11 protein-coding genes and 1 pseudogene are annotated in these 13,940 nt (G+C 63.7%); 9 read left to right on the forward strand and 3 right to left on the reverse strand.

Annotated features, from left to right (window positions below; all coding sequences use genetic code 11):
- Positions 1-6: 6 nt before the first annotated feature.
- Positions 7-1,488: a helicase HerA-like domain-containing protein gene (locus J4P02_RS14960; protein WP_426191503.1), complete on the reverse strand. Its 1,482-nt coding sequence runs from the start codon at positions 1,486-1,488 to the stop codon at positions 7-9.
- A gap of 194 nt (positions 1,489-1,682) precedes the next feature.
- Here J4P02_RS14960 and J4P02_RS14965 point away from each other — a divergent pair.
- Together J4P02_RS14965 and J4P02_RS14970 are read left to right on the forward strand one after the other, a co-directional pair.
- Positions 1,683-2,714 (forward strand): annotated as a pseudogene (locus J4P02_RS14965) (HAMP domain-containing protein); the annotation flags it as partial.
- 93 nt (positions 2,715-2,807) lie between these two features.
- Positions 2,808-3,572, forward strand: a complete 765-nt coding sequence (locus tag J4P02_RS14970; RefSeq protein WP_426191652.1) for a methyl-accepting chemotaxis protein — start codon at positions 2,808-2,810, stop codon at positions 3,570-3,572.
- Between the two features lie 306 nt (positions 3,573-3,878).
- On the opposite strand, the gene purU is transcribed toward J4P02_RS14970, so the two are convergent.
- Entirely contained in the window at positions 3,879-4,727 is an 849-nt protein-coding gene (purU, locus tag J4P02_RS14975) for a formyltetrahydrofolate deformylase (RefSeq protein ID WP_011063040.1), read from the reverse strand.
- A gap of 348 nt (positions 4,728-5,075) precedes the next feature.
- Between purU and mvaT the strand changes: the two genes are divergently transcribed.
- Positions 5,076-5,450 carry a histone-like nucleoid-structuring protein MvaT gene (gene mvaT, locus J4P02_RS14980; protein ID WP_426191506.1) on the forward strand — a complete coding sequence of 125 codons (375 nt, stop codon included), beginning with the start codon at positions 5,076-5,078 and terminating at the stop codon, positions 5,448-5,450.
- Between the two features lie 104 nt (positions 5,451-5,554).
- On the opposite strand, the gene sbcB is transcribed toward mvaT, so the two are convergent.
- Positions 5,555-6,982, reverse strand: a complete 1,428-nt coding sequence (gene sbcB, locus J4P02_RS14985) for an exodeoxyribonuclease I (protein ID WP_426191508.1) — start codon at positions 6,980-6,982, stop codon at positions 5,555-5,557.
- A gap of 182 nt (positions 6,983-7,164) precedes the next feature.
- Here sbcB and J4P02_RS14990 point away from each other — a divergent pair, with 182 nt between their 5' ends.
- The 6 genes from J4P02_RS14990 to J4P02_RS15015 are packed head-to-tail and all read left to right on the forward strand — an operon-like array spanning position 7,165 to position 13,937.
- The gene (locus J4P02_RS14990) at positions 7,165-7,890 is read left to right on the forward strand and encodes an RDD family protein (RefSeq protein ID WP_426191510.1); all 726 of its coding nucleotides are present in this window, start codon (positions 7,165-7,167) and stop codon (positions 7,888-7,890) included.
- Positions 7,887-8,867: a stage II sporulation protein M gene (locus tag J4P02_RS14995; protein ID WP_426191512.1), complete on the forward strand. Its 981-nt coding sequence runs from the start codon at positions 7,887-7,889 to the stop codon at positions 8,865-8,867. Before J4P02_RS14990 ends, J4P02_RS14995 begins: the two co-directional genes overlap by 4 nt.
- Complete coding sequence (locus J4P02_RS15000) at positions 8,854-10,404, forward strand: DUF4129 domain-containing protein (protein ID WP_426191514.1); 1,551 nt, start codon at positions 8,854-8,856, stop codon at positions 10,402-10,404. Before J4P02_RS14995 ends, J4P02_RS15000 begins: the two co-directional genes overlap by 14 nt.
- Positions 10,401-11,570 carry a DUF4350 domain-containing protein gene (locus J4P02_RS15005; RefSeq protein WP_426191516.1) on the forward strand — a complete coding sequence of 390 codons (1,170 nt, stop codon included), beginning with the start codon at positions 10,401-10,403 and terminating at the stop codon, positions 11,568-11,570. The genes J4P02_RS15000 and J4P02_RS15005 overlap by 4 nt, the downstream gene beginning before the upstream one ends.
- A complete protein-coding gene (locus J4P02_RS15010; protein ID WP_426191518.1) occupies positions 11,567-12,592 on the forward strand; it encodes an AAA family ATPase in 1,026 nt (341 codons plus the stop codon). Before J4P02_RS15005 ends, J4P02_RS15010 begins: the two co-directional genes overlap by 4 nt.
- Before the next feature lie 13 nt (positions 12,593-12,605).
- The gene (locus J4P02_RS15015; RefSeq protein WP_426191520.1) at positions 12,606-13,937 is read left to right on the forward strand and encodes a DUF58 domain-containing protein; all 1,332 of its coding nucleotides are present in this window, start codon (positions 12,606-12,608) and stop codon (positions 13,935-13,937) included.
- Positions 13,938-13,940: the final 3 nt, after the last annotated feature.

The raw sequence follows: 13,940 nt of genomic DNA on the forward strand, positions 1-13,940 counted from the left end.
CTCACCTCAGCGGCGCTTGCTGCCGCCCAGCAACGAACCCATCAGACCGCGCACCAGTTGTCGCCCCAGTTGATTGGCCGCCTGGCGCATGGCCGACTTCAGGGCCTGCCCGGCCGCCGTGCCGAGAAACTCGCCGGCGCGGTCAACCAGGCTCGGCTCGCCAGCCGCCGGCTGCTCGGGTGCGGCCTGCGGCGCCAGGTCCTTGCGCCCCATCAGCACTTCATAGGCGGACTCACGATCGATCGGCTGGTCATAGCGCCCCAACAGCGGCGAGCTGGCAATCAGCGCCTTGCGCTCGGCCTCGGTCAGCGGCCCGATCCGCGATTGCGGCGGCGCCACCAGCACCCGCTGGACCCTCTCCGGCGTGCCCTTGTCCTGCAAGGTCCCCACCAGCGCCTCGCCAATCCCCAGTTCGGTCAGCACCGCCAGGGCATCGAAGGCCGGGTTAGGACGAAACCCGTCGGCTACCGCCCGCAAGGACTTCTGCTCCTTGGCGGTAAAGGCCCGCAGGCCGTGCTGGATGCGCAAACCGAGCTGCGCCAGCACATCGTCCGGCAAGTCTCCTGGCGACTGGGTAACGAAATACACCCCCACGCCCTTGGAGCGGATCAGCCTAACCACCTGCTCCAGGCGATCCTGCAAGGCCTTGGGGGTACCGGTGAACAGCAGGTGCGCCTCATCGAAAAACAGCGCCAACAGCGGTTTTTCCGCATCGCCCCGCTCCGGCAGTTGCTCGAACAGTTCAGCCAGCAGCCATAAAAGGAAGGTCGCATAGACCTTGGGCGCCTCATGCACCAGGCGACTGGCATCGAGCAGGTGAATTCGCCCACGACCGTCGGCCGCCGGTTGCAGGATATCTTCCAGTTGCAGCGCCGGTTCGCCGAACAGGGCCTCGGCCCCCTGCTGCTCCAGGGTCGCCAGGCGTCGCAACAGCGCCTGGCTGGAGCCGGTGGTCATCAACGCCGCGTCATCTCCGAGCAACTGCGGATTGTCCTTGAGGTGATTGAGCAGCGCCTTGAGATCCTTCAGGTCCAGTAGCAACAAGCCTTCTCTGTCCGCCACCTTGAAGGCGGCATACAAGGCCGACTGCTGGCTATCGGTGAGTTCCAGCAAACTGCCCAGCAACAGCGGGCCCATTTCGCTCAAGGTGGTACGCAACGGATGACCCGATTGACCATGGATATCCCACAGGGTTACCGGATAAGCCTGGGGCCGATGCTGAAGCCAGGGCATGCCGGCGATCCGCTCGGCAACCTTGCCCTGGGGATTGCCCGCCGCACCCAGGCCGCACAGGTCACCCTTGATATCCGCGGCGAACACCGCCACCCCGGCATCACTGAAGGCTTCCGCCAGGCGTTGCAGGGTGACGGTCTTGCCGGTACCGGTGGCACCCGCCACCAGGCCATGACGGTTGGCCAGGCGCATGGCCTGGGCGATCGGCTGGCCAGTGAGGTCGGCACCGATAACGAGTTGCGATGAGTCAGGCATTTTGTCACCCCTGGTTAATCTTTGGCCTTACACGGTCGATATGAAGAAATGATGGATCAGAAGTATCTGAAATAAAGGTCAGGTAATTCCTCTGGGATAGATGGAGATATCAGCTTACTTATAACAACGCCCACTTTGCGCGCCTTTCCAACCCGATGCCCTGGACTCAAAGACCTTAGCGGACACCCCAAGCCATGAACAAAAATCTGCGCTTCAGCCACAAGATCCTGCTTGCCGCCTCGCTGATCGTCATAGCTGCCTTTGCACTATTCACGCTCTATAACGACTACCTGCAACGCAATGCCATTCGTGATGATCTGGACAACTATCTTCAGGAAATGGGCGACGTCACGGCAAAAAATATTCAGACCTGGCTCGCCGGCCGCGCCTTGCTGATCGAAAACCTCTCACAGTCGGTCGCCCTCAACCCCGACCCGGGCAATGTCAGCAACCTGCTGGAACAGAAGTCCGTGAGTTCGACCTTCATGGGCGCCTACCTGGGTAACAAGGATGGCTCGTTCATCATCCGCCCGGACAGCAAGATGCCGGACGGCTACGACCCCCGTGCCCGCCCCTGGTACAAAAGCGCCGAAAGCACCAGCGGCTCGGCCCTGACCGAACCCTATATCGACCTGGCGTCCGGCCAGTTGGTGATTTCCATCGTCGACAGCGTGGTCAAGGCCGGCCAGCGGATCGGCGTGGTGGGCGGCGACCTGAGCCTGCAGGTGATTGCCGACAGCATCAACGCCCTGGACTTCGACGGCATGGGCTACGCCTTCCTGATCAGCGCCGACGGCAAGATCCTGGTGCACCCGGACAAGAACCTGGTGATGAAGAACCTCAAGGACGTCTACCCCCAGGACACCCCGCGCATCAGCAATGAGCTGAGCGAGATCCGCGTCGACGGCAAGCCACGCATCGTCACCTTCACCCAGATCAAGGGCCTGTCCTCGGTGAACTGGTACATCGGCCTGTCGGTGGACAAGGACAAGGCCTTCGCCATGCTCAGCGAATTCCGCACCTCGGCGATCATCGCCACCCTCACCGCCGTGGCCCTGACCATTGCCCTGCTGGGCCTGCTGATCCGCCTGCTGATGCAACCCCTGCACGTAATGACCCGCGCCATGCAGGACATCGCCGACGGCGAAGGCGACCTGACCCGCCGCCTGAACATCCACAACCAGGACGAATTCGGCATCCTCGGCACCGCCTTCAACCGCTTTGTCGAACGCATCCACAGCTCGATCCGCGAAGTGTCCTCGGCCACCGAGCAGGTCAACGAAGTGGCCCTGCGGGTAGTCAGCGCCTCCAACTCGTCGATGCACAACTCCGATGAACAGGCCAGCCGCACCAGCAGCGTCGCCGCCGCCATCAATGAGCTGGGTGCCGCAGCCCAGGAAATCGCCCGCAACGCCGCCCAGGCCTCGCAGCAGGCCAGCGATGCGCGCAACCTGGCTGAAGACGGCCAGCAAGTAGTGGATCGCAGCATCCAGGCGATGAATCAGCTGTCGGACATGATCAGCGCCTCCAGCAGCAATATCGAGACCCTCAACAGCAAGACCGTGAACATCGGGCAGATTCTCGAAGTGATCACCAGCATTTCCCAGCAAACCAACCTGCTGGCGCTCAATGCGGCGATCGAAGCGGCCCGGGCCGGGGAAGCCGGACGCGGTTTTGCCGTGGTGGCTGATGAAGTGCGCAACCTGGCGCACCGCACCCAGGAGTCGGCGCAGCAGGTGCAGACCATGATCGAGGAGCTGCAGGTGGGCGCCCGGGAATCGGTGAGCACCATGAGCAACAGCCAGCGTCACAGCCAGGACAGCGTGGAAATCGCCAACCAGGCCGGCGAGCGGCTCAACAGCGTGACGGTGCGCATCGGCGAGATCGACGGCATGAACCAATCGGTGGCCACGGCGACCGAAGAACAGACCTCGGTGGTGGAGTCGATCAATATGGACATCACCGAGATCAATACGCTGAACCAGGAAGGCGTGGAAAACCTGCAAGCGACCCTGCGCGCCTGTTCCGACCTGGAGCAGCAGGCAGCACGCCTCAAGCAGCTGGTGGGCAGTTTCAGGATCTGAGGAATAGCCGAGGGCGCTGTTCGCCGGCGAGCCGGCTCCTACAGAGGGGGCCGATTGCCGGTGCAGCACTCAGCGGTCTGGCGCCGCCGGCTCCTGCTGCAACTGCCGCCACAACTCGGCGGCACCCGGAAACTCGGTGCCGTCATCGGCATCCAGCTCGTCAGGATCGTAACGACTCAGGCAGCCCTCGCCGAGGGTGGCGGGGCCTGGGAAGTGGCTTTATCCAGTGGATCGGTCATGGGGCTGACCTCGACAATCGATTAACCAGGACCGGGGCATTGCACCCCCGCTCCTGGTTTTTTTCAATCAGAACACCACGGTCTTGTTGCCGTGCACCAGCACTCGGTCTTCCAGGTGGTAGCGCAGGCCGCGAGCCAGCACCATCTTCTCCACGTCACGACCGAAACGCACCATGTCCTCGATGCTGTCGCTGTGGCTGACCCGCACCACGTCCTGCTCGATGATCGGACCGGCGTCCAGTTCCTCGGTGACGTAGTGGCAGGTGGCACCGATCAGTTTCACCCCACGCAGGGAAGCCTGGTGGTAAGGCTTGGCGCCGACAAAGGACGGCAGGAAGCTGTGGTGGATGTTGATCACCTTGTGCGCGTATTCGCTGCACAGTTCCGGCGGCAGGATCTGCATGTAGCGCGCCAGCACCACCACTTCGGCGTCATGCTGCTTGACCAGGCGCGAAACCTCGGCGAAGGCCGGTTCCTTGTCCTGGGGGTTGACCGGTACGTGGTAGTAGGGAATGCCGTGCCACTCGACCATGCTGCGCAGGTCGTCGTGGTTGGAAATCACACAGGCAATCTGGCAATCCAGCTCGTCGCTGTGCCAGCGGTGCAGCAGGTCGGCCAGGCAATGGGATTCACGGCTGGCCATCAGCACCACGCGTTTCTTCTCGGCGGTGTCGGTGATCCGCCAGTCCATCGAGAACTCTTCGGCGATGGGCGCAAAGGCCTCGCGGAAGGCTTCCAGGCCAAAAGGCAGGGAGTCGGCACGGATCTCGTGACGCATGAAGAACCAACCACTGAGGTTGTCCGAGTGGTGGCTCGCTTCGGTGATCCAACCATTGTGGGAGGCCAGAAAGTTACTGACTTTGGCAACGATGCCAACGCGGTCAGGGCAAGAAATCACCAACCGAAAGGTGCGCATGAGGGGGAAACTCCAGAACTTCGCAAAGGTCGCCATTCTAGCCATTACGCGACAAAACTGCAGTATTCATTGCGCCAATGGCGTTGATCGGACTGGCGATAACGCCGCTGATCCGGCTTGTCGCCCGCGGCCCCCCAGACTCGCAGCAACACTTGTAAATAGCGCCTAACTAATTCGTGAATATCCTCGCTGCACGCACCAAGCTATTAAATAGCGAAATGGCTTTTACGCCTAAACACACTAAGAGAGACGAATAAAAACAGCCCTATTATGTTTACTTGCACAAACTCCCTGACTATTATTGCCGCACTGTCACCCTGCCACTCAGCGCTCAATAAGGTAGTCCTCATGTCTCTGATCAACGAATACCGTGCTACAGAAGAAGCCATCAAAGAACTGCAAGCACGTTTGAAGAACCTGTCCCAAGACGACAAACTGAAAGCCGAGCTGGAATTTGAAGGCAAACTGCGCAGCCTGATGGGCGAGTACTCCAAGTCCCTGCGCGACATCATTGCCCTGCTGGATCCAGATTCGAAAGTTAAAGCACCTCGCGCTCCGGTAAAAACCACCGGCACCAAGCGCGCGCGCAAAGTTAAACAGTACAAGAACCCGCACAACGGCGAAGTCATCGAAACCAAAGGCGGCAACCACAAGACACTGAAAGAGTGGAAAGCCAAGTGGGGCGGCGATGTAGTTGAAGGCTGGGCCACCCTGCTGGGCTAAGCCCCACAGGTGAGCGCCCGGGTGCTCGCTACCCTGTAGAAAAACGCCAGCCATGCTGGCGTTTTTTATTTCCGGGCAAGCCGTTCAACTACCGCAACAAAGCGTCACAGCGCCAGGCGCGATCTCAGCTCGGCAACATACTTTTGCCACTCATCCAGCACCTGCCGTTGCCGTGGGTCGGCATCTAACAAGGCTTGCTCCAGCCCCTGCCGGAAACTTTCCAAGGTATTCGGGGCACCCAATTGCGGATCCAACAAACGTTGCTGGCAGAATTCTCGCCAACGTTCTTGCTCGCTTTTATCCAGGGTCTGCGGAAAGTTTCGGGCACGGTAGCGAAAGAGCAGTTCAGGCAAACGCTCATCATCGAAAGGCCATTGTTGCTGGGCCAAGTGCGATGGGTCGGCGTCGCGCACTTGCTCGCACAAACGCCGATCGCGATCTGCAATAAACCCGTCGTACAACTGTTGCTCCGGGTCCTCGCTGGCGGCGAACTCGTCAGGCCCGTAAATCACTGAAAGTTTATCTTGCCAAACTTGCTGGGCCGCGCTCAGCTGCGACGCCCGCTGCTGATACAGGTCCATGTCCAAGTGCAGTCGCTGTTGATCTTCGCCACGTAACACACTCAGTGGTGCAACCACCGGGCAACGATTGATATGGATGAGTTTCAAGGGCACCGGCAATTCGCCTTCGGCCAATTCTTCCCGGCGCGTGTAAAGGCGCTGGCGCAGGGTTTCGGCATCCAGGTCCAGCAGCCCCTGCGGGTCCAGATGCAAGTCACAGACGATCAGCGCATTGCGGTTGCGCGGATGCCAGGCCAGGGGCAGGACCACGCCGATGTAGTGGCGCGCCGCCGAAAAACGCCCGGAAATATGCACCATCGGCTGCAACAGGCGCACCTGATCCATCACCCGCTGCTTGCTGCGCAGCTGGAACAGCCAGTCGTAGAGCTTGGGTTGCCGATCGCGCAGCAGTCGGGCCAGGGCGATGGTCGCGCGCACATCGGACAGCGCATCGTGGGCCTGGCCATGGTCGATGCCATTGGCCGCGGTCAGGCGTTCCAGCTTGAGGCTGACCCGGCCCTCTTCCTCGGGCCAGACGATGCCCTCGGGACGCAGGGCATAGGCGGTGCGCACCACATCGATCAGGTCCCAGCGACTGTTGCCGCCCTGCCACTCCCGGGCATAGGGATCGAAGAAGTTGCGATACAGGCTGTAGCGGGTCACCTCGTCGTCGAAGCGCAAGGTGTTGTAGCCGACTCCGCAGGTCCCCGGGCGCGCCAGTTGGGCATGCACCCGGGTCATGAAATCCGCCTCGCTCAGCCCCTGCTCGGCCAGGCGCGTCGGGGTGATGCCGGTGATCATGCTCGCCATGGGGTGCGGCAGGATATCGTCGCTGGGCTGGCAGTAGAGGTTGACTGGCTCGTCGATCTCGTTGAGCGCCAGGTCGGTGCGAATACCGGCCACCTGCAGCGGACGATCGCTGCGCGGATTGATGCCAGTGGTTTCGTAGTCGTACCAAAAAAGGGAAGTCACGGCCTGTTCCTGAACTGAAAGACCGCCGCAGTCTAGGCGCTGGAGCGGCTTCAGGGCCAGCCGCAGCCGAACGCGGAACAAACAAAGCACCGGCAATTTCGCAGTTAAGGATTCGTTTGCCCCGCAGACACTGCTAGCATCGGCGCTGGATTTTTCTCCCCGGTCAAGCCGACACGCTACCCATGCTTGAGAAGACAGCAACGCCAAGGAACGCATCGCTGCACCCGCCACTGGATACGCGCTACCAGGTCGAGACCCCCGAGGGCATCGACCTGCCGCTGCGGCCGGCGGGCTTGCTCGTGCGCAGCCTGGCGTTCAGCCTCGACCTTGGGGTACGCGGGCTGATCCTGAGCCTGTTGCTGATCGTCCTGGGCTTTTTCGACGAGGTCGGCATCGGCCTCGGTTCGATCCTGCTGTTCCTGGTCAGTTGGTGGTACATGGTGCTGTTCGAAGTGCTGAACCAGGGCCGTTCCCCCGGCAAACAGCTGATGGGCCTGCGGGTGGTGCAGGACGACGGCACCCCCATCGGCTGGAGCGCCTCGCTGACCCGCAACCTGCTGCGCTTCGTCGACATGCTGCCGTTCGGCTATTTCCTGGGTGCTGTCAGTTGCCTGCAACACCCGACCTTCAAGCGCCTCGGCGACCTGGCCGCCGGCACCCTGGTGATCTACCGCGAACAAGCGGTGCCACGCCCGCAGTTGCCGACAGCCGCACCACGCACCGCCCCCTTCGCCCTGAGCCTGAACGAACAGCGAGCGATCCTCGGCTTTGCCGAACGCCAGGGCCAGCTGTCCGCCGAACGCATCCGCGAGCTGGCGGCAATCCTCGCCCAGCCGCTGCAGGTGCCCAGCGCCCAGGCCACGGCCGAACTCAACGGCATCGCCCGCGGCTTTCTGGGAACCTCATGAAACAAAGCCTCTTCGAAAGCCGCCACCAGGCGCAATGGCAGCAGTTCGAGCAACGGCTCGAGCAGCTTGAACGACGCAAGGCCAAGGCCGAGGACTGCCAGAGTTTCGTCCAGGACTACCGGCGCCTGTGCCAGCACCTGGCCCTGGCCCAGGAACGTGGTTACAGCAGTTACTTGATCGACCCGCTGCAACAGCTGGCATTGCGTGGCCACCAGCAGCTGTACCGCCAGCGCACCGCCATCAGTGCCAATATCCTGGGGTTCGTGCTGGCCGGCTTTCCCCGCCTGGTGCGCCAGGAATGGCGCCTGGTGCTGATCGCCAGCCTGCTGTTCTTCGGCAGCCTGCTGCTGATCGGCCTCTTGGTGTACCTGTACCCCGACCTGGTCTACAGCCTGGTGAGCGCGGAACAGGTGGCGCAGATGCAAAGCATGTACGACCCCAGCTCCGGACGCCTGGGGCGGGCCGCCGAACGCGCCTCCAGCGAAGACTGGGTGATGTTCGGCTACTACATCATGCACAACATCGGCATTGCCTTTCAGACCTTCGCCAGCGGCCTGCTGTTTGGCCTGGGCAGTGTGTTCTTCCTGTTCTTCAACGGCCTGATGATCGGCGCCATCGCCGGCCACCTGACCCAGATCGGCTCCGGCCAGACCTTCTGGCCCTTTGTCATCGGCCATGGCGCCTTCGAACTCAGCGCCATCGCCCTGTCTGGCGCTGCCGGGCTGAAACTCGGCTGGGCATTGATTGCCCCCGGTCGCCTGCCCCGCGGCGAGGCCTTGTTGCAGGCAGCGCGAGTCAGCGTGCAACTGATCTACGGGGTGATCCTGTTGCTGCTGATCGCCGCCTTTGTCGAGGCCTACTGGTCGTCCATGACCTGGCCGGCGCCCTGGATCAAATACAGCGTCGGCGCCGCCCTCTGGGGCCTGGTGGCGACCTACCTGAGCCTGGCCGGACGAGAATCCCATGCGCCTGAGTGATGCCAGCGTAGCGATCCGTCCGCGCAACGCCTGGGAAGCCATGGATCTGGGCATCCTCCTGAGCCAACGCCACCGCCGCCTGCTGATGACCAGTTGGGCCATCGTCAGCCTGCCCGTGTTCGCCGTCCTGAGCCTGCTGCTGTGGCAATCGCCGTCCTTGGCGGTGCTGCTGTTCTGGTGGCTCAAGCCGGCCTTCGAACGCCTGCCGCTGTTGATCCTATCCCAGGCGCTGTTCGGCGAGGCGCCCAGCCTAGGCCAGGCCCTGAAGCAATGGCCGCGGGTGCTCAAGCCACAATTGCTGGCCAGCCTGACCTGGCGCCGCTTCAGCCTGAGCCGCAGCTTCGCCCTGCCAGTGGTGCAGCTTGAAGGCCTCGGCGGCGATGCCCGGCAACAGCGCCTGGGCGTGCTGTTGCAGCGCAATGGCGGGGCCGCACGCTGGCTGACCCTGATCGGCATGCACCTGGAAGGCGCGCTATGGATCGGCCTGATGGTGCTGTTCTACCTGCTGCTGCCGCAACGGATCGAACTGGACTGGGACTGGCAGAGCCTGATCGCCGCCGCCCAGCAGGACTGGCTGTGGCTGGAACACCTGACCAATGCCATGTATGCCCTGGTCCTGGTGTTCTGGGAGCCCATCTATGTGGCCTGCGGCTTCAGCCTGTACCTCAACCGCCGCACCGAGCTGGAAGCCTGGGACATCGAGCTGGTGTTCCGCCGCCTGCGCCAGCGCCTGACAGTTGCCGCGCCACTGCTGCTGGTGCTGGCCCTGACGCTGCTGGCGCCCGGTCAGTCGCTCTGGGCCGCCAACTCCAACCCTTCCGTGCCAGGCCCCGAAGCGCCACGGTTGCTGCAACAAGCCCTGACCAGCAAGGCCTCGAAGGACAGCATCCAGGGCCTCCTCGATAAACCGCCGTTCAAGAACCAGGAATCGGTCACCCGCTACCGCTTCGGCGACGAGCAGGCGCAGAAGAAAGAAGCCAAGGGCAAGCCTTCCGGCTGGCTGAAGAACCTTCTGCAAAACCTTGGGCAAAGCAACTTCGGCGGTTTCGCCAAGGCCCTGGAAATCCTTCTCTGGGGCTTGCTGCTAGGCGCTGTGGCCTGGCTGATCTGGCGCTATCGCGAGTGGTTGCGGGCCTTTGTCGGACGCCGTCCGCTGCCGCGCAAGAAGCGCCCGGCCGCCATGCCCCAGCAGCTGTTCGGCCTGGAAGTCAGCAGCCAAAGCCTGCCCGCCGACGTGGCCGGCCATGCTGCCGAGCTCTGGTCCAGCCAGCCACGGGAAGCCCTGGGCCTGCTCTATCGGGCACTGCTCAGCCGCCTGCTGGAAGACTTTCAACTGCCCCTCAGCGTGGCCGATACCGAAGGCCAGGTACTGGAACACATCAGTGCCTTGCAACAACCGGCCCTTGAAGCCTTCAGCCAGGAACTGACCCGCCACTGGCAGAACATGGCCTACGGGCATCAGATTCCCGGCGCCGAGCTGCAAGCACAATTGTGCAATGGTTGGCGTCGCCTGTTCGGCCCCGGAGCCACCCCATGAAGCGCGTACTCTGGGGCACCCTGGCCCTGCTGCTGGTGCTGCTGCTCGGCAGCGCTGGCTATTACCTGTACCGGCATGCCACGCCCTACCAGGAGCTGGTCGATCACGGCCCCTCACCTGAAGCCCGCGCCAACCCTTACCTGGCCGCGGAATTTTTCCTGCGCGAGCGAGGCCTCAAGGTTGAGCACGCCAACGGCCTGGAAGTGCTGAGTAGCCTGAAACCCGTCGGCAACAGCCTGCTGATGCTGGGCGAACGCTCGAACATGAGCCCGCGCCAGGTCGACCAGGTGCTGAACTGGGCCCGTGCCGGCGGCCACCTGCTGTTCGTCGCCGAAGCCCTGTGGGACGAGGATCGCCAGCAAAGCGGCGACCTGCTGCTGGACCGGGTGCAAATCCACCAGCTGCTCAGCGAGGACCTCGAGCAAGACACGCCACCAACGCCAGCCAAAAAAGACGCCTATCCAAAGCTGACCAAGGTCTACCTGGAAGACGAGCAGGCCCCGGCCTATGTCGGCTTCGACACGGCTTTCCACCTGGACGACCCGGACGACCTTGCCCGCTCCTGGGCCGACAGCGCCGCCGCCACCCACATGATCCAGCTCGACTACGGCCAGGGCTCGATCACCGTGCTGACCGATGCCGATATCTGGAAGAACTCGGCCATCGGCCTGTACGACAACGCCTGGCTGCTGTGGTACCTGAACAGCGAAAAGGCCGTGACCCTGCTGTTCAACAGCGATCATCCCAGCCTCTGGCAACTGCTCTGGCGCTACTTCCCCCAGGCCCTGGTAGCCCTGGCACTGCTGCTCGGCCTGTGGCTGTGGCAAGCCAGCGCGCGCCAGGGCCCGCTGCTGGCGCCTGCGCCCAAGGCCCGCCGCCAACTGCGCGAACACCTGCGCGCCAGTGCCGACTTCCTTCTGCGCCACGCAGGCCAGGGGCCCTTGCTGCACGCCCTGCACCTGGATATCCGGCGCCGTGCGCGACGCCGCCATCCAGGCTTCGAACAACTGCCGGCCGAGGCCCAGTGGGAAGTCCTTGCCCTGCTTAGCCAACAGCCGCTCGACAGCGTGCAACAGGCCCTGCAACCCTGGGCCGGGAAACGCCTTTCCAGCGCCGACTTCAGCCAGCAGGTCGCCCACCTGCAAACTCTCAGGAATGCCCTATGAGCGAACAACCCGTCGAATCCCTTGACTCCTCCGAGGTGCTCCTGCCCCCGCTCGATACCGCCCAGCAGCGGCAGCGGGCCAGCCAGCTGGCCCAGGCCGTGCGCCAGGAATTGCAGAAGGTGGTGATCGGCCAGCAAGCGGTGATCGATGATGTGCTGACCGCCCTGATCGCCGGTGGCCACGTGCTGCTCGAAGGGGTTCCCGGCCTGGGCAAGACCTTGCTGGTGCGGGCCCTGGCCCGTTGCTTCGGTGGGGATTTCGCGCGCATCCAGTTCACCCCGGACCTGATGCCCAGTGACGTCACCGGGCATGCGGTGTACGACCTGCAGACCGAGCAGTTCAAGCTGCGCAAGGGGCCGCTGTTCACCAACCTGCTGCTGGCGGACGAGATCAACCGCGCCCCGGCCAAGACCCAGGCCGCCCTGCTGGAAGCCATGCAGGAACGCCAGGTGACCCTGGAGGGCCAGGCCTTGCCGATTGCCCAGCCGTTCATGGTGCTGGCAACCCAGAACCCCATCGAGCAGGAAGGCACCTACCCGCTGCCGGAAGCCGAGCTGGACCGCTTCATGCTCAAGCTGCGCATGGATTACCCGGACGCCGAACAAGAGCTGGACATGGTGCGTCAGGTGGCCCGTTCGACCCGCGCCGACATGCTCGACGTGCAGCCGTTATGCACCGTGCTCCAGGCCAAGGACGTGCTGGCCCTGCAACGCATCGCCAGCGACCTGCCCCTGGACGAGCAGGTACTCGACTACGCCGTGCGCCTGGCCCGAGCCACCCGCAGCTGGCCGGGATTGATCCTCGGTGCCGGGCCACGAGCGTCCATCGCCCTGGTGCGCGGCGCCCGGGCCCGCGCCTTGTTGCGGGGCGGCGAATTCGTGATTCCGGATGACATCAAGGGCTGCGCCATGGCAGTGCTGCGGCACCGGGTACGAGTCGCCCCGGAGCTGGATATCGAAGGCCTGTCGGTGGAACAGGTGCTCAAGCAAATGCTCGAGCAGATTCCGGCACCACGCCTGTGAGCCTGTCGCGCCGATGAAACCGACCCGACTGCTGTTGATCTGGCTGGGCACCCTGGCCGGCCTGGACATCCTTCTGGGTGCCGCCCGCGCCCTGGGTATCGAGGCCCTGCCGCGCCTCGACTCGATTGCCTGGGGCCTGCTGCTGGCGCTGTTGCTGCTGGCCCTGCTGGATGCCCTGCGCCTGCTGCGCCTGGCCTCCCCCGAAGTCCGCCGCCAGTTGCCCGGCAGCCTGCCCCTGGGACGCTGGAGCGAGGTGCAGTTGGAAATCCGCCACAGCTACCCGCAGGCACTTGCCGTACAGGTGTTCGACCATCCGCCCCAGGGCCTGGGCTTCGAGCACCTGCCCCAGGCCCTGAGCCTGGAGCCCGGCCAGGCCAGCCGCATCGGCTACAGCGTGCGGCCACTGCAACGCGGCCACTTCCAGTTCCAGCAGTGCGAGATCCAGCTGCCCAGCCCCTTGGGCCTGTGGAGCGCCAGGCGCCTGCTCAAGGTCGAGGACAGCACCCGGGTCTATCCTGACTTCGCCCGTCTCTACGGCGCCCAATTGCTGGCGGTGGACAATTGGCTGAGCCAACTCGGGGTGCGCCAGCGGCAACGCCGGGGCCTGGGCCTGGAGTTCAATCAGTTGCGCGAATTCCGCGAAGGCGACAGCCTGCGGCAGATCGACTGGAAAGCCACCGCCCGCCAGCGCACCCCCATCGCCCGGGAGTATCAGGACGAACGCGACCAGCAGATCATCTTCATGCTCGATTGCGGGCGCCGCATGCGCAGCCAGGACGGCGAGCTGGCGCACTTCGACCACGCCCTCAACGCCTGCCTGCTGCTCAGCTACGTGGCCCTGCGCCAGGGCGATGCGGTGGGCTTGTACAGCTTTGCCGGCGAGCACTCGCGCTATCTGGCACCGGTCAAGGGCTCGGCCCAACTGAGCGTGCTGCTCAATGGTGTCTACGACCTGGATACCAGCCAGCGCCCTGCCGACTATCAGGCGGCGGCCAGCGAACTGCTGGCCCGGCAGAAACGCCGGGCCCTGGTGGTGCTGATAAGCAACCTGCGGGACGAAGACGATCAGGAGCTGCTGACCGCGGTCAAGCGCCTGGGCCGTCAGCACCGGGTGCTGGTGGTCAGCCTGCGCGAGGAAGTCCTCGACCAGTTGCGCCAGAGCCCGGTGCAAACCCTGGGCGAAGCCCTGGCCTACAGCGCCACGGTGAACTACCTGAATAGCCGGGACGAGCTGCACGAACGCCTCGGCGCCCACGGCATCGCCCTGCTCGATGCCCGACCGGGGGAGCTGGGGGCCGAGCTGGTGAGCCGTTATCTGAGCTGGAAGAAAGCCGGCAGCCTGTAACGG

This window comes from Pseudomonas sp. NFXW11 (assembly GCF_049887815.1).
Taxonomy (GTDB): domain Bacteria; phylum Pseudomonadota; class Gammaproteobacteria; order Pseudomonadales; family Pseudomonadaceae; genus Aquipseudomonas.